The following is a 22,274-nucleotide window of genomic DNA, read 5'->3' on the forward strand; positions in this document are numbered from 1 at the left end:
TTCAAGCGCAGCTACCGCGATGTCGACATCCTGCTCGTCGATGACATTCAGTTCATCGAGGGCAAGGACGGCATCCAGGAGGAGTTCTTCCACACCTTCAACACACTGCACAACGCGAACAAGCAGATCGTCATCTCCTCGGACCGCTCCCCCAAGCAGCTGGCCACCCTCGAGGACCGGCTCCGGACCCGTTTCGAATGGGGCCTGATCACCGACGTGCAGCCCCCGGAGCTGGAGACCCGCATCGCGATTCTGCGTAAGAAGGCGCAGATGGATCGTYTGGACGTGCCCGATGACGTGCTCGAGCTGATCGCCAGCCGCATCGAACGCAATATTCGTGAGCTCGAAGGCGCCCTGATCCGCGTCACCGCTTTCGCGTCGCTGAGCAAGACCACGATCGACAAATCGTTGGCCGAGATCGTGCTGCGCGATCTCATCTCGGACTCCAGCACCATGCAGATCAGTACCGCGACCATCATGGCCGCCACCGCCGAGTACTTCGAGACCTCGATCGAAGAGCTCCGTGGGCCCGGTAAGACCCGTGCGCTGGCGCAGTCCCGTCAGATCGCCATGTACCTGTGCCGTGAGCTCACTGATCTGTCACTGCCACGTATCGGTGAAGCCTTCGGGCGCGACCACACCACCGTCATGTACGCCGAGCGCAAGATCCGCGACGGCATGGCCGAGCGGCGTGAGATCTTCGATCACGTCAAGGAACTCACCACCCGGATCCGCCAGCGCTCCAAGCGCTGAGCCCACTCTCGAGTCGTTCCGGCGACAAAAAATTTCGAAAAACTTGTGACCCGTTCGCACCACTCGTCACAAAAAATCGGTGTGGAAACTGCTGTGCACAACTTGCGTGAAACCTGTCGTCAACCCGGTGTGCACTCCACAATCACCGTGTTATCCACAGGGACCACCAATCCGCCCGATATTGCTCCACAACCTGCGCACACCCCCGGCGCGCCCGCGACCTGCACCGAGCAGCCTTCATCCACAGCTTCCACAGGACCTATTACTGTTGCTTTTATCTCTAGAAGGTTCATCTTCTAAAAGCAGGCTGTTGGGGACAGAGCTCGAACCACACCGATCGAGGCCCCTCCGGGGCTGCGCGCTTCGCGAGCGAATCGCTTTCAAGTTCGCGCCGAACGCTCTACGGTGGTGATTCGATACGCCGGTGCGATCGTCGACCAGTTCGCGACTACGCTCGGAGTGACACGGGGAATCCGCTGGTTGGTGCTGGTTGATGCGGTAGATCGAAGGGACGTTATGGACGTGGTGACGACGAATGTTGGTCTCACCGATTTGAAGTTCCGTCTGGTACGTGAGGATTTTGCCGATGCGGTGGCGTGGGTTGCCCGCAGTCTGCCGTCCCGGCCTACCGTTCCGGTGCTCGCCGGCGTGCTGCTGACCGGTTCCGATGACGGTCTGACCATCTCCGGATACGACTACGAAACCTCCGCCGAGGTTCGCGTCGCGGCTGAGATCGCTTCTCCTGGAAGCGCTTTGGTATCCGGTAGGCTGCTCTCGGATATCACCCGGTCACTGCCTGCCAAGCCCGTCGACGTCAGCGTCGAAGGCACCAGGGTGTCGCTGAGCTGCGGCAGCGCCCGCTTCTCGCTGCCCACCATGGCCGTCGAGGATTACCCGTCGCTGCCCGCGCTGCCCGATGAGACCGGGGTGGTGTCCGCCGAGCTGTTCGGCGAGGCCATCGGCCAGGTCGCCGTCGCGGCCGGCCGCGATGACACGCTGCCGATGCTGACCGGCATCCGCGTCGAGATTTCCGGCGACAAGGTTGTTTTGGCCGCCACCGACCGATTCCGCCTCGCCGTGCGTGAGCTGACCTGGTCGACGGATTCCGCAGGGGTCGAGGCGGCGGTGCTGGTGCCGGCGAAGACTTTGTCCGAGGCGGCCAAGACGGGCACCGACGGAACCGAAGTGCACCTGGCACTCGGTGCCGGTGCGGCCGTCGGTAAAGAGGGCCTGCTCGGTATCCGCAGCAACGGCAAGCGCACCACGACCCGGCTGCTGGACGCCGAATTCCCGAAGTTCCGTCAGTTGCTTCCGACCGAGCACACGGCGGTCGCGACCGTCGGCGTCGCCGAACTGACCGAAGCGATCAAGCGCGTGGCCCTGGTGGCCGATCGTGGTGCCCAGGTCCGGATGGAGTTCAACGAGGACGGCGTGAGATTGTCCGCAGGCGCTGACGATGTCGGTCGTGCCGAGGAAGATCTGCAGGTGGATTTCGCCGGCGAGCCGTTGACCATCGCGTTCAACCCGACGTATCTGACCGATGGTCTGGGTTCGTTGCGCTCGGAGCGTGTGACATTCGGCTTCACGACACCCAGCCGTCCCGCGGTGTTGCGTCCCGCGGGGGACAATGGTGTCGAGGCCGGCGCAACGGGGCCGTTCCCCGCCGCGCAGACCGACTATGTCTACTTGTTGATGCCGGTGCGGCTTCCGGGCTGACCGGCTGACCGTCGCGGAGGGATGCACGCATATGCAACTCGGGTTGATCGGGCTGGGCAAAATGGGCTTCAACATGCGGGAACGCCTGCGTGCGGGAGGCCACGAGGTGGTCGGTTACGACCCCCGCCCCGAGGTCACGGATGTGCCGACCTTGGCCGCGTTGGCCGAGGCTCTGCCGGCACCACGCACGGTGTGGGTGATGGTGCCCTCCGGTGAAGTCACCCGCACGACCATTGCGGATCTCGCGGAGGTGCTCGAGCCGGGTGACCTGGTGATCGACGGTGGCAACTCGCGCTACACCGAAGACGGTCTGCACGCGAAACTGTTGGGTGACAAGGGAGTTTCGTTCATCGACGCGGGTGTGTCGGGCGGCATCTGGGGTCTCACCGAGGGCTATGGGTTGATGGTCGGCGGCAGCGATGAGGACATTGCCCGCGCCATGCCGATCTTCGACACCTTGCGCCCCCCCGGCGAACAAGCCGACGGATTCGTGCATGCCGGCCCGGTGGGTGCCGGCCATTTCACCAAGATGGTGCACAACGGCGTCGAGTACGCGTTGATGACCGCGTACGCCGAGGGCTACGAGTTGCTCGCCGCGGAGGATCTGGTCAAGGATCCGCAAGCGGTGTACCAGGCCTGGACGAATGGCACGGTGGTCCGGTCCTGGCTGCAGCAGTTGCTGGCCAAGGCGTTGAAGGAAGATCCGGGCCTGGACAATCTGACCGGGTACACCGAAGACTCGGGTGAGGGCCGCTGGACGGTCGAGGAAGCCATCCGGCTGCGCGTCCCCGTTCCTGGTATCGCCGCTTCGTTGTTCGCCAGATTCCTGTCCCGGCAGGAAGATTCACCGACCATGAAGGCAGTTGCCGCGCTGCGCAACCAGTTCGGTGGCCATGCGGTGCAGCGGATTTCGGAATCCGGCTAGTTTTGTACGTACGCCATTTGGGATTGACGGACTTCAGGTCCTGGCCGCGGGTCGACCTGGAACTCGAGCCCGGACACACGGTTTTCGTCGCACCGAATGGCTATGGCAAGACCAATCTCATTGAAGCTCTTTGGTATTCGGCGACTCTGGGGTCGCACCGGGTGGCCTCCGACGCGCCGCTGATTCGCTCGGGCGCCGAGCGTGCGGTGGTCTCGACCATCGTCGTCAACGAAGGCCGCGAACTCGGTGTCGATCTCGAGATCACCACCGGACGCGCGAACAAGGCCCGGCTGAATCGCTCACCGGTCCGCAGCCCGCGCGAGATCCTGGGTGTCCTGCGTGCGGTGCTGTTTGCGCCGGAAGATCTGGCGCTGGTGCGCGGCGACCCCTCGGAACGCCGCCGGTACCTCGACGAGGTCGCGACCACCCGGCGGCCCCGGATCGCGGGTGTGCGCGCCGACTACGACAAGGTGGTCCGGCAGCGCACCGCACTGCTCAAATCCGCGGGGCCGGCACGCCACCGCGGCGACACCTCGATGCTGGACACCCTGGAGTCCTGGGACGGACATCTGGCATCCCATGGCGCCCAACTCATTTCGGCGCGTGTAGATCTGGTCAACCAGCTTGCACCCGAGGTGGAGAAGGCCTATCAGTTACTGGCACCGGCGTCGCGGCCCGCCGCGATCAGGTACCGGAGCTCGGTCGAGATCGTCGAGAATGAAGCGAGCGCGGGCACCGTCGATCCGGGGATCTACGAGTCCGCACTGCTCGAGGAATTGAGCCGCAAGCGCTCCGCAGAACTCGAACGTGGCGTCTGCCTGGTCGGGCCGCATCGTGACGATCTCGAGCTGCGTCTGGGCGAGCAACCCGCGAAAGGATTCGCCAGTCACGGCGAATCATGGTCCATGGCCTTGGGTTTGAGGCTGGCCGCCTACGAGCTGTTGCGTACCGAGGGTTCTGACCCGGTGCTGCTGCTCGACGATGTGTTTGCCGAGCTCGACAGTGCACGACGGAAGGCGCTGGCCAAGGTGGCGGCATCCGCGGAGCAGGTTCTGGTCACGGCAGCCGTCTCGGAGGATCTTCCCGCCGACTGGGACGTGCGCCGCATCGAGGTCGGCATGCGCGATGATGACAGCGGACGTATTTCGGAGGTGCTGACATGACCGCGGATGACGAGGTTCAGGGACCGCCCGATCATCTGGCCGGTCTGACCGGCATGGACATGGTGCGCCGGGCGCTCGAGGAGGCCCGCGGTGCCGCACGCAGCCAGGGCAAGGATGTCGGTCGCGGCAGGGTGTCACCCGCCAAGCGTGCGCCGGCGGCCGGCGGTAAGCGCCGGCGATGGTCGGGCCCCGGTCCGGACGCCCGTGATCCGCAGACGTTCAGTGCCGCCACCCGCGACCTCGCCCAGTCACGTGGCTGGTCCAAGCAGGTCGCCGAGGGATCGGTCATGGGTCAGTGGGCGACGGTCGTCGGCGACCAGATCGCCGACCATGCGGTGCCGACCAGCCTGCGCGACGGGGTGCTGACGGTGTCGGCCGAATCGACGGCCTGGGCCACCCAGCTGCGGATGGTGCAGGCCCAGCTGCTGGCCAAGATCGCGGCCGCCGTCGGGGACGGGGTGGTGACCTCGATGAAGATCCAGGGACCGGTGGCTCCATCCTGGCGCAAGGGCAACCGCAGCGTGCCCGGACGTGGCCCGCGGGACACCTACGGATAGTGGTCGCCTCAGGCCCTCGATACGCCGGAAAACGAGCTGCTTGAGCGTCCCGACGCTCCGATAGGCCAGAAATTCCGCGCACGGCGCGGTTAGGTAGGTGGAAACGCCGCTACAGATTCAGTCCTGACAGTGCGTAACGGTAGACTGTGGGGAGCTTTGCCGGCGGTATCGAACCGCCCCCCGCGAACCCCAAGGAGACGCGTCCAACGTGGCTGCCCAGAAGAACAGTGCCCCAACCGCATATGGTGCGGAGTCGATCAAGGTGCTCGAGGGCCTCGAGGCGGTCCGGAAGCGTCCGGGCATGTACATCGGATCCACGGGCGAGCGCGGCCTGCACCACCTGGTGTGGGAGGTCGTGGACAACGCGGTCGACGAGGCGATGGCGGGATTCGCCAGCAAGGTCGACGTCCGCATCCTGGAGGACGGCGGCGTCGAGGTCACCGATGACGGCCGCGGCATCCCCGTCGCGATGCACAGCACCGGCATCCCGACCGTCGATGTGGTCATGACCGTGCTGCATGCCGGCGGCAAGTTCGAGGAGGGCGCCTACCAGGTGTCCGGCGGGTTGCACGGCGTCGGGGTGTCCGTCGTCAACGCGCTGTCCACGCGCCTGGAGGCCGACATCCGCACGGACGGGTCCGAGTGGTTCCAGACCTACGAATACTCGGTGCCCGGCACGCTGCGCCAGGGTGAGCCGACGAAGAAGACCGGCACCACCATCCGGTTCTGGGCGGATCCCAACATCTTCGAAACCACCAACTACGACTTCGAGACCATCGCCCGCCGCCTCCAGGAGATGGCATTCCTGAACAAGGGATTGACCATCGACCTCATCGACGAGCGCGTCACCGCCGATGAGGTGGTCGACGAGGTCGTCAGCGATACCGCCGAGGCGCCGAAGTCCGCAGATGAGAAGGAGGCGGAGGCCAAGGGCCCGCACAAGGTCAAGCACCGCTCCTACCATTACCCCGGCGGGCTGGTGGACTTCGTCAAGCACATCAACCGCACCAAGACCGCGATCCAGCAGAGCATCATCGACTTCGACGGCAAGGGTCCCGGCCACGAGGTCGAGATCGCCATGCAGTGGAACGCCGGCTATTCGGAATCGGTGCACACCTTCGCCAACACCATCAACACCCATGAGGGTGGCACCCATGAAGAGGGTTTCCGCAGCGCGTTGACCACGGTGGTCAACAAGTACGCCAAGGACAAAAAGCTGCTCAAGGAGAAGGACGCGAACCTCACCGGCGACGACATCCGGGAAGGCCTGGCAGCCGTCATCTCGGTGAAGGTCAGCGACCCGCAGTTCGAGGGTCAGACCAAGACCAAGCTGGGCAACACCGAGGTCAAGTCCTTCGTCCAGAAGATCTGCAATGAACAGCTCAGCCATTGGTTCGAGGCCAACCCGGCCGAAGCCAAGACTGTTGTGAACAAGGCGGTTTCCTCGGCGCAAGCCCGGATGGCGGCGCGCAAGGCGCGGGAACTGGTGCGGCGCAAGAGCGCCACCGACATCGGTGGTCTGCCCGGCAAGCTCGCCGACTGCCGCTCGACGGATCCGCGTCTGTCGGAAGTGTATGTGGTGGAGGGTGACTCGGCCGGCGGCTCGGCCAAGAGCGGCCGGGACTCGATGTACCAGGCGATTCTTCCGCTGCGCGGCAAGATCATCAACGTGGAGAAGGCCCGTATCGACCGGGTGCTGAAGAACACCGAAGTCCAGGCGATCATCACCGCGCTCGGCACCGGCATCCACGATGAGTTCGACATCGCCAAGCTGCGGTATCACAAGATCGTTCTGATGGCCGACGCCGACGTCGATGGTCAGCACATCTCGACACTGCTGCTGACGCTGCTCTTCCGGTTCATGAAACCGCTCATCGAGAACGGACACGTCTTCCTCGCGCAGCCGCCGCTCTACAAGCTCAAATGGCAACGCAGCGAACCCGAATTCGCCTACTCCGACCGTGAGCGGGACGGCCTGCTCGAGGCCGGCCGGGCGGCAGGCCGCAAGATCAACACCGAGGACGGCATCCAGCGCTACAAGGGTCTCGGAGAGATGGACGCCAAGGAACTGTGGGAAACCACAATGGATCCCAGCGCACGGGTGCTTCGCCGGATCACCCTCGATGACGCGGCCGCAGCCGACGAACTGTTCTCCATCCTGATGGGTGAGGACGTCGAAGCCCGACGCAGCTTCATCACCCGTAACGCGAGAGATGTTCGCTTCCTTGACGTCTGACGCCCGTTGACCTTTCTCTTCCCATTCCCAGCTGCTCATAGACGAGCGAGGAGCACATGACAGACACCACCCTGCCCCCGGGCGACGACGGCGCAACCACCGATCGCATCGAACCGGTCGACATCCAGCAGGAGATGCAGCGCAGCTACATCGATTACGCGATGAGCGTCATCGTGGGCCGCGCACTCCCGGAGGTCCGCGACGGGCTCAAGCCGGTGCACCGTCGCGTGCTCTACGCCATGTACGACTCGGGCTTCCGGCCCGACCGCGGTCACGCGAAATCGGCGCGCTCGGTTGCCGAGACCATGGGCAACTATCACCCGCACGGTGACTCGTCGATCTACGACACCCTGGTCCGGATGGCCCAGCCGTGGTCGCTGCGCTACCCCCTCGTCGACGGCCAGGGCAACTTCGGCTCGCCGGGCAACGACCCGCCGGCGGCCATGCGTTACTGCGTCACCGGCGATGCAATGGTCCGGTTGCCGATGGGGCAGTCGGTACGCATCGACGGCATTGTGCCCGGACAGCGTCCGAACACCGATGCAGTGGTGGATCTGAAGGTTCTGGATCGACACGGCAATCCGGCGTCAGTGGACCGCGTCTTCCACTCAGGCGACCACGAGACCTTCACGGTGACCACGGATGAAGGATTCTCGGTTACCGGCACGGCCAATCACCCCTTGCTCTGCCTGGTGGACGTCGCGGGCGTTCCGACACTGTTGTGGAAGCTGACCGACGAGATTCGTCCGGGCGACGTCGTCGCGTTGCAGCGCACCCCGGCGACGGAGTTCGGATTCGACGATTGGCTGGCCGTGATGGAGGGCCTGCTCGCGGGCGCCTTCATCAGTGAGGGGTTTGTCTCGGAGAACCGGGCCGGGTTCAACAACCTGGACCGCGAGTTCTTCGACGTGGTGGTGGCAGCCTATGACGCCGTCGTCGGCGGTCCTCGGTACTTGTCCTCGCGCACAATCGCTTCCGGGTCACTGCTGCACGAACTCGACATCCACAATGTTTCGGCTTTGAGGACGTCGCGTCTGGGTGAGTTGTGCAACCAGCGTTCTGCGGCCAAGGTTGTGCCGCAGTGGTTGTGGAATTCCACCACCGGGGTCAAGCGGGCATTCCTGCAAGCGTTGTTCGAGGGTGACGGTTCCTGCTCGAGCCTGCCCCGCAGTACGGTTCAGATCTCCTACTCGACCCGCAGTCGCCAACTGGCAGTTGACGTCCAACAGTTACTCCTCGAGTTCGGTGTCGTCTCGCATCGATATCGCCATGCGAATGGCGAGCACAAGGTCGTGATCACGAATCGCGGTCATGCGGAAACCTTCGCCGCCCAGATCGGCTTCGGGGGCGCCAAGCAGCAGAAGCTCCGTGAGATTCTCGGCGCACTGCCGACCGTCGCGGCCGGCTTGGATCGCGATTTCGTTCCCGGTCTCGGAGAGTTCATCCGTACGCATGGCGGCGGGCGCTGGGTCGACAAGGAGTGGCTGCGCAAGCACAACATCGACCGGTTGTCGCGCTGGCGGAGCGGGGGCGCCGAGATTCTGTCCCACATCGCCGATGCGGATGCCCGCGCCATTGCAGCCGACCTCACCGACGGCCGTTTCTACTACGCACGGGTCGCGAGCGTCACCGAAGCCGGTGTGCAGCCGGTCTACAGCCTGCGAGTACAGACCGATGACCATGCGTTCATCACCAACGGCTTCGTCAGCCACAACACCGAGGCCCGGCTGACACCGCTGGCCATGGAGATGCTGCGCGAAATCGACGAAGAGACAGTCGATTTCATCCCGAACTACGACGGCCGCGTGCAGGAGCCGACCGTCCTTCCCAGCCGGTTCCCGAACCTGCTGGCCAACGGTTCGGGAGGCATCGCGGTCGGCATGGCCACCAACATGCCGCCGCACAACCTCCGTGAGCTCGCGGAGGCCGTCTTCTGGTGCCTGGACAACTACGAGGCCGACGAGGAAGAGACGCTGGCGGCCGTGTGTGAGCGGGTCAAGGGTCCCGACTTCCCCACCTACGGCCTGATCGTCGGTTCACAGGGCATCCACGACGCGTACACCACGGGCCGCGGTTCCATCCGCATGCGCGGTGTCGTGGAGGTCGAGGAGGACTCCCGGGGACGCACGCTGCTGGTGATCACCGAGCTGCCCTACCAGGTGAACCACGACAACTTCATCACCTCGATCGCCGACCAGGTGCGCGACGCCAAGCTCGCCGGCATCTCCAATATCGAAGATCAGAGCTCCGACCGCGTCGGCTTGCGGATCGTCGTCGAGGTCAAGCGCGACGCCGTGGCGAAGGTGGTGCTCAACAACCTCTACAAGCACACCCAGCTGCAGACCAGCTTCGGCGCGAACATGCTGTCGATCGTCGACGGCGTGCCCCGCACGCTGCGCATCGATCAGCTGATCCGGCTGTATGTGGTGCACCAGTTGGACGTCATCGTGCGGCGGACCATCTACCGGCTGCGCAAGGCCAACGAACGGGCCCACATCCTGCGGGGTCTGGTCAAGGCACTCGACGCGCTCGACGAGGTCATTGCGTTGATCCGGGCGTCGGCCAACGTCGACGTCGCGCGGTCGGGCCTGATCGAGTTGCTCGATGTCGATGAGATCCAGGCGCAGGCGATCCTGGACATGCAGCTGCGGCGCCTCGCCGCTCTCGAGCGCCAGCGCATCGTCGACGACCTCGCCAAGATCGAAGCCGAGATCGCCGACCTCGAGGACATCCTGGCCAAGCCGGAGCGGCAGCGCGCGATCGTGCACGACGAGTTGGCCGAACTGGCCGACAAGTACGGCGATGACCGGCGCACCCGGATCGTCCCGGCCGACGGTGACGTCGCAGACGAGGACCTCATCGCCCGTGAAGAGGTCGTCGTCACGATCACCGAGACCGGCTACGCCAAGCGCACCAAGTCCGACCTCTACCGGAGCCAGAAGCGCGGCGGCAAGGGTGTTCAGGGCGCGGGGCTCAAGCAGGACGACATCGTCAACCACTTCTTCGTCTGCTCGACCCACGACTGGATCCTGTTCTTCACCACGCAGGGCCGGGTGTACCGGGCCAAGGCCTACGAGCTCCCGGAGGCGTCGAGGACGGCCCGTGGCCAGCACGTCGCCAACCTGCTGGCGTTCCAGCCAGAGGAGCGCATCGCCCAGGTCATCCAGCTCAAGAGCTACGAGGACGCCCCGTACCTGGTGCTTGCGACCCGCAAGGGGCTGGTCAAGAAGTCCAAGCTCACCGACTTCGACTCGAACCGTTCCGGTGGCATCGTCGCGGTGAATCTGCGCGATGACGACGAACTGGTCGGAGCGGTGCTGTGCTCGGCCGAGGAAGACCTGTTGCTGGTCAGCGCGAAGGGCCAGTCCATCCGGTTCTCGGCCACCGATGAGGCATTGCGTCCGATGGGCCGCGCCACCTCCGGCGTGCAGGGCATGCGGTTCAACGAAGAAGACCAGCTGCTGTCGCTGAACGTCGTCCGGGAGGGCACGTATTTGCTGGTCGCGACGTCCGGCGGTTACGCCAAGCGCACCGCGATCGAGGAGTACTCCGCGCAGGGCCGTGGCGGCAAGGGCATCCTCACCGTCCAGTACGACCCCAAGCGTGGCAGTCTGGTCGGAGCGCTGATCGTCGACGATGAGACCGAGCTGTACGCCATCACCTCCGGCGGCGGTGTCATCAGGACGGCCGCTCGCCAGGTCCGCAAGGCCGGGCGCCAGACCAAGGGCGTCCGCTTGATGAACCTGGGCGAGGGCGACACACTGATTGCGATTGCGCGGAATGCCGAAGGCGGCGACGAGTCTGACGGTGACGAGGTCGAGGGCGCCGAACCCGAAGCCATCGAACCCGACAGCACCGAGCCCGACGCAACGTGACGCGACGCCGCTGCCATCTCGGCACGGCCTGAGACAAGGAGCCGCTAGGTGACTTCACCGAACGAGCCCGGACACCCGCGTGCGGGCGAGGGCCCCGGCAGCGCCAACGGAGCGCCTGCCGGGCCGCCGGGACGCGCGGCCGCCGAGTCCGGCGACGTTCCTCCCTGGCAACGGGGACCGGCTGCCCGGGCGAACGGGCCGCGTCCGGCGGAGCAGGGCACCCCGCCCCGTCCCGCGGAGGCGCCCCGGGTCACCGAAGGGCAGCGGCCACCGGAGACGCCCCGGCCGACCGAGGCCCAGCGTCCCTCCGATGCGCAACGTCCGCCGGAAGCTCAGCGTCCGCCGGTGCGCTCCCCCGGCACCGATGCCCGCCTCGGACAGTTCATCTCCGGGGGCCCGAGCACGGCCAACCGGGACACCGAGGTCGTCCCGAGCCGTGCGCCGGAACGGCCCGAGGGCCAGCGTTCGGAGAATTACGCCAGCGAGCTGCCGGATCTGTCCGCGCAGTCGCGATCGGCCCGCCCGGCGAGCGYCCCCGCGCCCGCCGAGCAGCGCCCGCCGGCTCCGGCCGGCCGGGTGCAGGTGGCCAAGAAGTCTGCGGGCCCCGTGCGGGCGAGCATGCAGATCCGCCGGATCGATCCGTGGAGCACCCTCAAGGTCTCCCTGGTGCTCTCCGGCGCGCTGTTCTTCGTCTGGATGATCGCCGTCGCCTTCCTGTACCTGGTCCTCGGCGGCATGGGGGTGTGGACCAAGCTGAACAGCAACGTCGGTGACCTGCTGACCAGTGACAGCGGGACCGGCGGCGAACTCATCTCCAGCGGAACGATTTTCGGCGGTGCCACGCTGATCGGTCTGGTCAATATCGTGCTGCTGACGGCGATGGCGACCGCCGGTGCGTTCATCTACAACCTCATCACCGACCTGGTCGGCGGCGTCGAGGTGACCCTGGCGGATCGGGACTGATCCACGCGGTTTGGGCGATGGGCCGTGGTTACGGTAATCTCGTCGCTCGGCCGTAAAGGTTGTTACGGGCCTATAGCTCAGGTGGTTAGAGCGCTTCGCTGATAACGAAGAGGTCGGAGGTTCGAGTCCTCCTAGGCCCACGGAAGGGTATGCACCATGAGGCTGGTGTTGGTGGCGGTGCTGGCAGCCGTAGCGGTGATCGTCTACCGATCCCGGCACGGTGTCGAGGTCTGGCACACCACCGAGGACCGGCTCGCATAACCCCGAAAGGGGCCTTAGCTCAGTTGGTAGAGCGCTGCCTTTGCAAGGCAGATGTCAGGAGTTCGAATCTCCTAGGCTCCACACAAATCTCAGTCCCGCACGTGGTGTGAAACCGTTTGTGCGCCAATCTTTGCCACGCGCCTAGGGCCTCGGGGTCACCTCGACGCTCGGCGGCAGCGCGGACGGCTCGGGGCGCATCGAGCGCCGCACGATGGAGAACGTCACGGCCCCGACGGCCAGCACGCCCACCCCGGCGGCGACGAGCACGATCGGTCGCGGACGACGCTTCGAGCGCCGCGCCTCCTGGAACGCCTGGGGCAGGTTGGCGATGACCTCCTGGGCCGCGGCGAGCTCACCGGCCACCAYGTCCTGGGCGGTCTCCAGCTCCTCGCGGAGCTTGCCGCTGCGGTACTGGTCGCGCAGCCAGCCTGCCGACGAGCCGATGGTGCCTGCGGTGATCCCCACCGCTCCCCTGGTGATGTCATACGGGCCCACAGTCGAATACTTCAGGCCGCGGGCGAACCGTTCGCGGGGCGTCAACCGGGCGGTGGTCGTCTTCGCACTCATGACGGCAAGCCTATTCGCGTGGGGCCGGAGGYGGCCGCCGAACCGCGAATGGCAGACTGGATTCCGTGACGAGCCCCATTCAGACAGCGACCGCGACGCTGCACACCAACCGTGGCGACATCAAGATTGCCCTCTTCGGCAACCATGCCCCCAAGACGGTCTCGAACTTCAACGGCCTGTCCAACGGCACCAAGGACTACAGCACCGAGAACGCTTCCGGCAGCACGTCGGGCCCGTTCTACGACGGCGCAGTGTTCCACCGGGTCATCGACGGCTTCATGATCCAGGGCGGCGACCCGACCGGCACCGGCCGTGGCGGCCCGGGCTACCAGTTCGCCGACGAGTTCCACCCCGAACTGCAGTTCGACAAGCCCTACCTGCTGGCCATGGCCAACGCCGGACCGGGCACCAACGGCTCGCAGTTCTTCATCACGGTCGGCCCCAYGCCGCACCTGAACCGCAAGCACACCATCTTCGGCGAGGTCGTCGATCCCGAATCGCAGAAGGTCGTCGACGCCATCGCCACCACGGCGGTCGATCGCAGTGACCGGCCYAACGAGCCCGTCGTGATCGAATCCGTCACCATCTCCTGACGAAAACCCCTGAAACGCACGTTCGCCGGTTGCCGGTGAACGTGCGTTTTCTTTGGGATCGGAGCGGTGTGTCCGGCGACAGACACGCACGCTCGCGGGACCTTCTAGCGTGCGTAGCCGGCTTCGGTGAGCGCGTCGAGCACCTGCAGCGGGTTGGTGCCCAGGTCCCACCGGGTGAACACATACAGCCGGTCATCGGCCGTGTCGATCTCCAGCAGGCGCACCTTGCGCGCCAACCGGCGGAATTCGGTGATCCGGATCAGGGTGATGTCGTCCTTCGCCAGCACCCGGGTGTTCAGCCAGCCGCGGATCTCCAGACCGGCTCCGGTGATTGCCAGTTTCGGACGTGCGCGCCAGGAAGCTGTTGCAAACAGCATCAAACCCAGTGCGGCAACGCCGCCCAGGACACGTCCGGGAAGGTCTGTGACCACAGTCACAGCCACCAGGGCCATCGCGACACCGATGATTCCGATCCACACGATGCCGATAGTTTTGGGAGCCCAACTAGTTTGCTGGATCACGTCAGGACACCGTCTCACCGGGGGCTTTGAAGTTATCCACAGGCGCTATCCACAATGGGGATGAATCACAACGGTGTGATTGGGTTACGACCAGGTTGCGGTACGGGTAACGCACGACAGCAGTTTTGAATTCAAAACGGGCCACGCGTGCGTCAGCGCCACCGCATGGTGAGCAACAGTCCGGTGATCATGAAGGCAAAGGCGATCGCGTAGTTCCACGGGCCCAGATCCGCCATCCAGCCGAGCCAGGTCGGGGCGTCCAGGCCGGTCGCGCCCAGCTGGAAGACCAACAGCCACAGCAGGCCCACCAGCATCAGACCCACGAACAGCACCACGAACCACACGCTCGACGGGCCGGCCTTGACCTTGACCGGGGTCCGGCTCACCGGGTTGATGGTGAAGTCGTTCTTCTTACGGACTTTGGACTTGGGCATGGTTAACCTTTGAAGACGATGGAGAACGGCCGGGACTCGAACATGGATCAGAAACCTGAGCCTAACGCAGCCGCGCCCGCCGCCGGGAATTCCAACCGGCGCCGGTCGCTGTGGCGATTCGGTGTCCCCCTCGTGTGCGTCTTCGCCGGACTCCTGCTCTCCACCACCCACGGCGTATCCGGCGGCGACGAGATCCGCCGCAGCGACTCCCCCCGCCTGGTCGACCTCGTGCGTGAAGCCGGCGCGAGCGTGGACCGCCTGACCGCCCGGCGCGACGAGATGGTCTCCACGATCGACCACCACCACGGCGGCTCCCCCGGCGCCGATGCCGCGCTGGCCGCCATCACCCGCCGTTCGGACACCCTGGCCGAGCAGGCCGGGCTGGATCCGCTGCGCGGGCCCGGCCTGGTGGTCACCCTGAACGACGCCCAGCGCGATGCCGACGGCCGCTTCCCCATCGATGCCGCCCCCGACGACCTGGTGGTGCATCAGCAGGACATCCAGGCGGTGCTCAACGCACTGTGGAGTGCCGGCGCCGAGGGCATCCAGATGCAGGATCAACGCATCGTCGCGACATCGGCGCCGCTGTGCGTCGGAAACACCTTGCTGCTCAACGGACGCACCTACAGCCCGCCCTACGTCGTCACCGCCGTCGGCGACGTACCGGCCATGCAGGCCGCGCTGGCCGCGGCGCCGCTGGTGACGCTGTACAAGCAGTACGTGGTGCGGTTCGAGCTCGGCTACTCCGAACAGGTCCGCGACCAGGTGGAGCTGGTGGGCCACACTGCGCCGGTGCGGATGCGTTACGCCAAGCCCCTCGGTCCGCTCGGATACTAGAGTGCGCAGGCCAGTAGCCTGATCGCATGCAGGTTCTGGTCGTCGACAACTACGACAGCTTCGTGTTCAACCTGGTCCAGTACCTGGGCCAGCTCGGCGTGGACGCACAGGTGTGGCGCAACGATGACGCCCGGCTCTCGGATCCGGATGCGATCGCCGCGGAATTCGATGGCATCCTGCTCTCCCCCGGCCCCGGCACCCCCGAGCGGGCCGGCGCGTCGATCGCGCTGGTGGAGGCGTGCGCGTCGGCGCGCACCCCGCTGCTCGGCGTGTGTCTCGGGCACCAGGCCATCGGGGTGGCCTTCGGCGGCACCGTCGACCGCGCCCCGGAACTGCTGCACGGTAAGACCAGCGTCGTCCATCACATCGATGCCGGTGTGCTGCAAGGACTTCCGGAGCCGTTCACGGCGACCCGCTACCACTCGTTGACCATCTTGCCCGAGACCCTGCCCGAGGTGCTGGAGGCCACCGGCCGCACCGACAGCGGCGTCATCATGGCGGTCCGGCACACCGAGTTGCCGATCCACGGGGTGCAGTTCCACCCCGAATCGATCCTCACCGAGGGCGGTCACCGGATGCTGGCCAACTGGCTCGGCTACTGCGGAGCGGCACCCGATGAGGGTCTGGTCCGCAAGCTGGAAACCGAAGTCGCCGACACGGTCCGGGCGGCCACCGCTCGGGCCTAGGACTTTCCGGTCACATTCCGCTTCAGGAAGCGAAACTGATCGTGATGGAGTCCCGGTAGCCCACCCCGGTGCCCGGGGCCGGGCTCTGGGTCACCACCGCGTTGGAGCGCTGACCGCTGTTGTCGACGTTGGCGCCCTTGATGAGCACCCCGGTCCATCCCAGCGCGCGTAGGTTGGGCTCGGCGTCGACCCAGAACTGGCCGGACAGGTTCGGCATCAGGAACTGGTTGCCGCGCGATACCTGCATCTGCACCACGGCATCCTTGGGTGCGGGCTGACCCGGCGGCGGATTCAGGCCCACGACCTGGCCGGCCGGTGCGGTGTCATCCACCTCCACGGGCACCGTGTTCACAAAGCCCGACGCGGTCAGGATCTGGCGGCAGGTGTCCACGGACTGCCCCACGCAGTCGGGCACGACCACGCTGCCCGGACCGGTACCGACGATGATCGTGATGACGTTGGTGATCGCCGAGGTCGCGTTGGCCGGTGGGTTGGTGCCCAGCACCTTGCCCTTGAGTTCTGGGGTGGACTCCGATTCCGACGGCTGCACCCGGCCGAATCCGGCGTCGAGCATCTTGCGGGTGGCATCTGCCAGGGAGAACCCGCGGACATCGGGCACCGCGCGCTGCTCCGGTCCGCCGGAGACGTTGATGGTGATCTCGTCACCCGCCGCAACCGCGGTGTCGGCGGATGGGTCGGTGTCGATGACGTGGTCGGGAGGGACGGTGGAACTCGTCTTCAACGAGGTGCGGGTCTTGAAGCCCCGGTTCTGCAGGGCGGCGATGGCATCCGCGGACACCTGGCCGGTCACATCGGGAACCTGCACATCGCGCGGGCTGTTGCCGAAGGCGTTGATCGCGATGGTCACCACGACGGTCAGCACGGCCAGCACCGCGACCGCGATGAGCCAGCGCCCGATCGATCCGTTGCCCGACGACTGCGAGTATCCGGCGGCCGGGATGTGCTCGGTGGGCAGCGCGCGGGCGTGCGGACCGGTGTTGGTCAGGATGTTGGTGCGTTCGGCATCGGTGAAGATCTTCGGCGCCTCCGGCGCTTCGCCGCTGTGCACCCGGATCAGGTCGGTGCGCATCTCGGCGGCGCTCTGGTAGCGGTTCTCCGGGTTCTTCGACAGCGCCTTGAGCACCACCGCGTCCAGGCCGGGGGACAGGCCGGCGTGCCGGGTGGACGGCGGCACCGGGTCCTCGCGGACGTGTTGGTAGRCCACCGCCACCGGTGAGTCACCGACGAAAGGTGGCTCGCCGGTGAGGATTTCGTAGAGAACGCAGCCCAGGGAGTACACGTCGGAGCGGGCGTCGACGGACTCGCCGCGGGCCTGCTCGGGGGACAGGTACTGCGCGGTGCCGATGACCGCCGCGGTCTGGGTGACGCTGTTACCGCTGTCGGCCAGCGCGCGGGCGATGCCGAAATCCATCACCTTCACCGCGCCGGCCTTGCTGATCATGATGTTGGCGGGCTTGACGTCGCGGTGGATGATGCCGTGCTGATGGCTGAAGTTCAGTGCCTGGCAGGCGTCGGCGATGATCTCGATGGCCCGCTTGGGCTCCATCGGACCCTCGGTGTGCACGATGTCGCGCAGCGTGACTCCGTCCACGTACTCCATCACGATGTACGGCAAGGGTCCGTTGGGGGTGTCGGCCTCGCCGGTGTCGTAGACGGCGACGATGGCCGGGTGGTTCAGCGCGGCGGCGTTCTGCGCCTCGCGCCGGAACCGGAGGTAGAAGCTCGGATCGCGGGCCAGGTCGGCCCGCAGCACCTTGACCGCGACGTCACGGTGGAGCCGCACGTCCCGGGCGATGTGGACCTCCGACATCCCGCCGAAGCCGAGGATCTCGCCGAGTTCGTAACGGTCCGACAGGTGCTGGGGGGTGGTCATGGCGTCTCACTCGGGGGTGGCTCGGGCGGCACGCCGATGACGGTGGTGCTGGTGGAGGTCTCCTGCTGGGCGGGTTGGTCCCGCTTGTCCTGCGCGTTGACCACGATCAGCACGGCGATGATGATCGCCAGCGCCCCGAGCACACCGGCGGCCCACAGCAGGGCCCGCTGTCCTGGTGAGAACGTCCGGCGCGGTGGCGGCGGCCGGTGGCTTCCGGTGGCGGCCCGCGGGCGCGAGGCCGTGGGCGGGGGCCGGTACTCGGCGGCCGCTKCGGCACGTGCCTGGGTGACCGACGGGATGGCCGCGGGCGCGGCCCGTCCGATCGTCGGCGCGGAGTTCGGGCGCGGTGGCCGGCGTCCGGCGCGCACCGCGGCGACGGCGTCGGAGAACGGACCACCCGAGCGGTACCGGTGGTTGGGCTCCTTGGCCAGCGTGATCTCGATGAGCTCGCGCACGTTGGGTGGCAGGTCCGGCGGCAGCGGCGGCGGGGTCTCCTTGATGTGCTTCATCGCCACGGTCAGGGCGCCGTCACCGGTGAACGGGCGCTTGCCCGATACGGATTCGTAGCCGACCACACCGAGTGAGTAGACGTCGGAGGCGGCGGTGGCGTCGCGGCCCAGGGCCTGTTCGGGCGCGATGTACTGCGCGGTGCCCATCACCATGCCGGTCTGGGTGACCGGTGCGGCGTCCACGGCCTTGGCGATGCCGAAGTCGGTGAGCTTCACCTGGCCGGTCGGGGTGATCAGGATGTTGCCGGGTTTGACGTCGCGGTGCACCAGCCCGGCGGTGTGCGCGACCTGCAGCGCGCGACCGGTCTGCTCCAGCATGTCCAGGGCGTGGCGCAGCGACAGCCGTCCGGTGCGCTTGATGACGGAGTTCAGCGGCTCACCGTTGACGAGTTCCATCACCAGGTAGGCGGTGCGGCCCTCGCCGGCCTCGATCTCGGTCTCGCCGTAGTCGTAGACGCTGGCGATCCCGGGATGGTTGAGCATCGCGACGGTGCGCGCCTCGGCGCGGAACCGTTCGACGAATTCGGAGTCCTCGGAGAACTCGGCCTTGAGAACCTTGATCGCGACCTGGCGGCCGAGGCGGGTGTCGAGTCCTTCCCACACCTGTCCCATACCGCCGGTGGCGATGAGCCGCTGCAGCCGGTACCGGCCGGACAGCGTCACTCCCACCCGGGCCGTCATGATGCCTCCCGGAGTGCGGCGGCGATGGTGGCCCGCCCAATCGGGGCGGCCACTGCGCCGCCGGTGGCGGACAATCGGTCTCCGCCATTCTCCACGAGGACCGCGACGGCCACCTTCGGGGCTTGCGCCGGCGCGAACGCGATGTACCAGGCGTGGGGCGGGGTGTTGCGGGGATCCGTGCCGTGCTCGGCTGTGCCCGTCTTGGATGCGATCTGCACGCCGGCGATGGCTCCCTTCTGCTGTGTCACCTGCTCGGCGCCGACCATCAGATCGGTAAGTGTAGCCGCGACCTGCGGTGACACCGCGCGTCGCTGTTCGGTGGGGGCGGTGGTGGCGATATTGGACAGGTCCGGTCCCTTGAGGGTATCGACCAGATATGGCGTCATGGTGACGCCGTCGTTGGCGATGGTCGCGGCCACCATGGCGTTCTGCAGCGGGGTCACCGCGACATCGCGCTGCCCGATGCTGGACATGCCCAGCGCCGCGCCGTCGCTGATCGGGCCGACAGTGGACGCCGCGACCTGCAGCGGGATGGGTGCCGGCGGCGAATCCAGGCCGAACGCCTGCGCGGTGGATTTCAGCTTGTCGGCGCCGGTGTCGAGCCCCAGCTCGACGAAGGCGGTGTTGCAGGACCGGGCGAACGCCTCACGCAACGACGCGGTCGGACCGTTGCCGCAGGCCGAGCCGCCGTAGTTCTCCAGCGTGGCGGTGCTGTCGGGCAGCGGGATGCGCGATGCCGAGGTCAGCTGGGTGTCCGGGGTGCTGCCGGACTGCAGCGCGGCGGCGGTGGTGATGACCTTGAACGTGGAGCCCGGGGGGTAGGTCTCGGCGATGGCACGGTTGACCAGCGGGGCGTTCGGGTCGTCGCGCAGCTGGTCCCAGGTGGACGTCTGCACCGCGCCGTCGTGGCTGGCCAGCTTGTTCGGGTCATAGGACGGTGAGGACACCATCGCCAGGATCTTGCCGGTGGAGGGCTCGAGCGCCACCACCGCGCCCTTGCACGGACCGTCGCAGCCCTCGGCCATGGCGTCCCAGGCGGCTTCCTGCACGTCGGGCCGCACCGTGGTGTCGACGGTGCCGCCGCGCGGGTCGCGGCCGGTGAAGAAGTCGGCCAGCCGCTTGCCGAACAGCCGCTCATCGGAGCCGTTGAGCACGGGATCCTCGGCGCGCTCAAGGCCACTGCTGGAGTAGCCCAGTGAGTAGAAGCCGGTGACCGGGGCGTAGGTCTGCGGGTTGGGGTAGACCCGCAGGAAACGGAACCGGCCGTCGGTGGACACCGAGTAGGCCAGCAGCTGACCGCCTGCGGTGATCTGGCCGCGCTGGCGCGAGTACTCGTCGAGCAGCACCCGCTGGTTGCGCGGATCGGCGCGGTACCCGTCGGCGGTGAACACCTGGGTGAGGGTGGCGTTGGCCAGCAGCAGGACCACCAGTGCCATGAAGACGACCGACAGCCGGCGCAGCGAGTTGTTCATACGCGGCCGATCACTTCGGTGGAAGCGGCCGCGATGGGCGCCGGGTTGGGCGCCCGGGTGGTGTCGATCGGGCGCCGCGCCGCGTGCGAGATGCGCACCAGGATGGCCAGCAGCACATAGTTGGCCAGCAGCGACGAGCCGCCGTAGGACATCCACGGTGTGGTGAGCCCGGTGAGCGGGATCAACTTGGTGACCCCGCCGACGACGATGAACAGCTGGATGGCCAGTGTGGAGGCCAGCCCGGCGGCCAGCAGCTTGCCGAAGCTGTCACGGACCGCGAGGGCCGTGCGCAGCCCCCGGATGATCAGGATGGTGTAGAGCATGAGAACGCCTGCGAGACCGACCAATCCGAGTTCCTCGCCGATCGCGGCGATGATGAAGTCGGTGGAGGCCGCGGGCACGGTGCCGGGCTGCCCGTTACCCAGGCCGGTGCCGAAGATGCCGCCGGTGGCGAAGCTGAACAGCGACTGGACCATCTGGTAGCCGGCGCCGTCCGGGTCGGCGAACGGGTCCAGCCAGTTCTGCACCCGCACCCGGACGTGTCCGAACAGCTGGTAGGCCACCACGCTGCCCGCGGCGAACAGGGCCAGGCCGATGACCACCCAGGACAGCCGGTCGGTGGCCACGTACAACAGCACCAGGAACGAGCCGTAGAGCAGAAGCGAAGTGCCCAAATCCTTTTCGAAGACCATTACGCCCACCGAGGCGATCCAGGCCACCAGCAGCGGGGCGAGGTCACGCGGGCGCGGCAGGTCCACACCGAGGACGTGCTTGCCGGCGTTGGTGAACAGTTCGCGCTTGGACACCAGCACCGCCGCGAAGAAGATCAACAGCAGGATCTTGGAGAACTCGGCGGGCTGAATGGAGAAGCCCTCGAAGCGGATCCAGATCTTGGCGCCGTTCTGCTCGGAGAACCGGCTCGGCAGCAGAGCCGGAATGACAAGCAGCACAAAGCCGATGAGGCCGCAGGTGTAGCCGTAGCGGGCCAGCATGCGATGGTCGCGCAGCAGCGCCAGAACGGCGCAGAACGCGGCCACCCCGACCAGGGTCCACAGCATCTGCTGGTCGGCGTTGCCGCCGACGGTGTCCAGGCTCAGCTCACGCTGAGCGAGGTCGAGGCGGTGAATCATGACCAGCCCCAGCCCGTTCAGCAGTGCGACCACCGGCAGCAGCAGCGGGTCGGCGTAGGGCGCCCAGCGCCGGATCGCCAGATGCGCGGCGCCGAACAGGGCGAGGTAGCCCAGGGTGTACTGGGCCAGATCCCAGTCCAGGCCCTGCTCCTGATTGGCCTCCACGATCAGCAACGCCACGGTGGTGATCACCGCGGCGAAAATCAGCAGGGCCAGTTCGGAATTGCGCCGATTGGGCAGGGGAGGGGTGACGGAGACCGGTGACTGTGGCTGGGTCGACGAGGTCATGACGCCGTCCGGCAGTTGGTGCCCGGCTCCGGCGGTGGTGGGGGCAGAGCCGTGACTGTCGGGGAAGGAGTCGGACGCGGCGGCGGYGGCGGTGCTGCGGTGGTCGGGGTCTCCGGCGCGGGTGTGGCCGGCGGAGGCGCGGCCGAGGTCGCGGGCGGCGGGGTGGCCGGGCGCGGTGTGCCCGAGGTGGGCGGCGGGGGAGTCGCGGGGGCC

18 protein-coding genes and 2 tRNA genes are annotated in these 22,274 nt (G+C 66.8%); 13 read left to right on the top strand and 7 right to left on the bottom strand.

Annotated features, from left to right (window positions below; translation table 11 throughout):
• From AC1DTF_RS27950 to AC1DTF_RS27995, 10 genes are all read left to right on the top strand, one after another.
• A partial coding sequence (locus tag AC1DTF_RS27950) for a DnaA ATPase domain-containing protein (RefSeq protein ID WP_477476423.1) occupies positions 1-753 on the top strand: 753 nt, incomplete at its 5' end.
• 516 nt (positions 754-1,269) lie between these two features.
• The gene (gene dnaN / locus AC1DTF_RS27955; protein WP_057169170.1) at positions 1,270-2,469 is read left to right on the top strand and encodes a DNA polymerase III subunit beta; all 1,200 of its coding nucleotides are present in this window, start codon (positions 1,270-1,272) and stop codon (positions 2,467-2,469) included.
• 31 nt (positions 2,470-2,500) lie between these two features.
• Complete coding sequence (gnd, locus tag AC1DTF_RS27960) at positions 2,501-3,394, top strand: phosphogluconate dehydrogenase (NAD(+)-dependent, decarboxylating) (protein ID WP_477476424.1); 894 nt, start codon at positions 2,501-2,503, stop codon at positions 3,392-3,394.
• 2 nt (positions 3,395-3,396) lie between these two features.
• Positions 3,397-4,557 (top strand): DNA replication/repair protein RecF, encoded by a 1,161-nt coding sequence (gene recF / locus AC1DTF_RS27965; protein WP_477476425.1) that lies wholly within the window; start codon positions 3,397-3,399, stop codon positions 4,555-4,557.
• Positions 4,554-5,114, top strand: a complete 561-nt coding sequence (locus tag AC1DTF_RS27970; RefSeq protein WP_057169167.1) for a DUF721 family protein — start codon at positions 4,554-4,556, stop codon at positions 5,112-5,114. Before recF ends, AC1DTF_RS27970 begins: the two co-directional genes overlap by 4 nt.
• A 208-nt stretch (positions 5,115-5,322) precedes the next feature.
• Complete coding sequence (gene gyrB / locus AC1DTF_RS27975) at positions 5,323-7,350, top strand: DNA topoisomerase (ATP-hydrolyzing) subunit B (protein ID WP_477476426.1); 2,028 nt, start codon at positions 5,323-5,325, stop codon at positions 7,348-7,350.
• Positions 7,351-7,406: 56 nt separating this feature from the next.
• On the top strand, positions 7,407-11,225 hold the full coding sequence (gene gyrA / locus AC1DTF_RS27980; protein ID WP_477476427.1) for an intein-containing DNA gyrase subunit A: 3,819 nt from the start codon (positions 7,407-7,409) through the stop codon (positions 11,223-11,225).
• Between the two features lie 48 nt (positions 11,226-11,273).
• Positions 11,274-12,188 carry a DUF3566 domain-containing protein gene (locus AC1DTF_RS27985; protein ID WP_477476428.1) on the top strand — a complete coding sequence of 305 codons (915 nt, stop codon included), beginning with the start codon at positions 11,274-11,276 and terminating at the stop codon, positions 12,186-12,188.
• Positions 12,189-12,254: 66 nt separating this feature from the next.
• A tRNA-Ile gene (locus AC1DTF_RS27990) sits at positions 12,255-12,328 on the top strand.
• A 129-nt stretch (positions 12,329-12,457) separates the two neighbouring features.
• A tRNA-Ala gene (locus tag AC1DTF_RS27995) sits at positions 12,458-12,530 on the top strand.
• Positions 12,531-12,590: 60 nt separating this feature from the next.
• On the opposite strand, the gene cwsA is transcribed toward AC1DTF_RS27995, so the two are convergent.
• Positions 12,591-13,016 (bottom strand): cell wall synthesis protein CwsA, encoded by a 426-nt coding sequence (cwsA, locus tag AC1DTF_RS28000; protein WP_477476429.1) that lies wholly within the window; start codon positions 13,014-13,016, stop codon positions 12,591-12,593.
• Between the two features lie 56 nt (positions 13,017-13,072).
• Here cwsA and AC1DTF_RS28005 point away from each other — a divergent pair, with 56 nt between their 5' ends.
• Entirely contained in the window at positions 13,073-13,609 is a 537-nt protein-coding gene (locus AC1DTF_RS28005) for a peptidylprolyl isomerase (RefSeq protein ID WP_477476434.1), read from the top strand.
• Between the two features lie 104 nt (positions 13,610-13,713).
• Here the strand turns inward: AC1DTF_RS28005 and AC1DTF_RS28010 are convergent, their stop codons facing one another.
• Complete coding sequence (locus AC1DTF_RS28010) at positions 13,714-14,127, bottom strand: PH domain-containing protein (RefSeq protein WP_057169376.1); 414 nt, start codon at positions 14,125-14,127, stop codon at positions 13,714-13,716.
• A 155-nt stretch (positions 14,128-14,282) separates the two neighbouring features.
• Entirely contained in the window at positions 14,283-14,564 is a 282-nt protein-coding gene (gene crgA / locus AC1DTF_RS28015) for a cell division protein CrgA (RefSeq protein ID WP_057169143.1), read from the bottom strand.
• Between the two features lie 42 nt (positions 14,565-14,606).
• Between crgA and AC1DTF_RS28020 the strand changes: the two genes are divergently transcribed.
• Positions 14,607-15,401: a DUF881 domain-containing protein gene (locus AC1DTF_RS28020; RefSeq protein ID WP_477476430.1), complete on the top strand. Its 795-nt coding sequence runs from the start codon at positions 14,607-14,609 to the stop codon at positions 15,399-15,401.
• 26 nt (positions 15,402-15,427) lie between these two features.
• Positions 15,428-16,087, top strand: a complete 660-nt coding sequence (locus AC1DTF_RS28025) for an aminodeoxychorismate/anthranilate synthase component II (protein ID WP_477476431.1) — start codon at positions 15,428-15,430, stop codon at positions 16,085-16,087.
• A 22-nt stretch (positions 16,088-16,109) separates the two neighbouring features.
• Here AC1DTF_RS28025 and pknB read toward each other — a convergent pair whose 3' ends face one another.
• From pknB to AC1DTF_RS28045, 4 genes are read right to left on the bottom strand one after another with little or no spacing between them, the layout of a single operon-like run.
• Positions 16,110-17,981, bottom strand: coding sequence for a Stk1 family PASTA domain-containing Ser/Thr kinase (pknB, locus tag AC1DTF_RS28030; RefSeq protein ID WP_477476432.1), 1,872 nt, complete (start codon positions 17,979-17,981; stop codon positions 16,110-16,112).
• Positions 17,978-19,171 carry a protein kinase domain-containing protein gene (locus tag AC1DTF_RS28035; RefSeq protein WP_477476433.1) on the bottom strand — a complete coding sequence of 398 codons (1,194 nt, stop codon included), beginning with the start codon at positions 19,169-19,171 and terminating at the stop codon, positions 17,978-17,980. Before AC1DTF_RS28035 ends, pknB begins: the two co-directional genes overlap by 4 nt.
• Positions 19,168-20,643, bottom strand: coding sequence for a D,D-transpeptidase PbpA (pbpA, locus tag AC1DTF_RS28040; protein ID WP_057169140.1), 1,476 nt, complete (start codon positions 20,641-20,643; stop codon positions 19,168-19,170). Before pbpA ends, AC1DTF_RS28035 begins: the two co-directional genes overlap by 4 nt.
• Positions 20,640-22,061 carry an FtsW/RodA/SpoVE family cell cycle protein gene (locus AC1DTF_RS28045; protein ID WP_057169139.1) on the bottom strand — a complete coding sequence of 474 codons (1,422 nt, stop codon included), beginning with the start codon at positions 22,059-22,061 and terminating at the stop codon, positions 20,640-20,642. Before AC1DTF_RS28045 ends, pbpA begins: the two co-directional genes overlap by 4 nt.
• Positions 22,062-22,274: the final 213 nt, after the last annotated feature.

It is taken from the genome of Mycobacterium sp. P4_H6 (genome assembly GCF_056400845.1).

Excerpts from the sequence above, each read along its gene's own strand:
- AC1DTF_RS28025 (WP_477476431.1), top strand. The coding sequence starts at position 15,428 with ATGCAGGTTCTGGTCGTCGACAACTACGACAGCTTCGTGTTCAACCTG.
- crgA (WP_057169143.1), bottom strand. The coding sequence starts at position 14,564 with ATGCCCAAGTCCAAAGTCCGTAAGAAGAACGACTTCACCATCAACCCG.
- AC1DTF_RS28020 (WP_477476430.1), top strand. The coding sequence starts at position 14,607 with ATGGATCAGAAACCTGAGCCTAACGCAGCCGCGCCCGCCGCCGGGAAT.
- gnd (WP_477476424.1), top strand. The coding sequence starts at position 2,501 with ATGCAACTCGGGTTGATCGGGCTGGGCAAAATGGGCTTCAACATGCGG.
- dnaN (WP_057169170.1), top strand. The coding sequence starts at position 1,270 with ATGGACGTGGTGACGACGAATGTTGGTCTCACCGATTTGAAGTTCCGT.
- AC1DTF_RS27970 (WP_057169167.1), top strand. The coding sequence starts at position 4,554 with ATGACCGCGGATGACGAGGTTCAGGGACCGCCCGATCATCTGGCCGGT.
- gyrA (WP_477476427.1), top strand. The coding sequence starts at position 7,407 with ATGACAGACACCACCCTGCCCCCGGGCGACGACGGCGCAACCACCGAT.
- AC1DTF_RS28045 (WP_057169139.1), bottom strand. The coding sequence starts at position 22,061 with ATGACCTCGTCGACCCAGCCACAGTCACCGGTCTCCGTCACCCCTCCC.
- pbpA (WP_057169140.1), bottom strand. The coding sequence starts at position 20,643 with ATGAACAACTCGCTGCGCCGGCTGTCGGTCGTCTTCATGGCACTGGTG.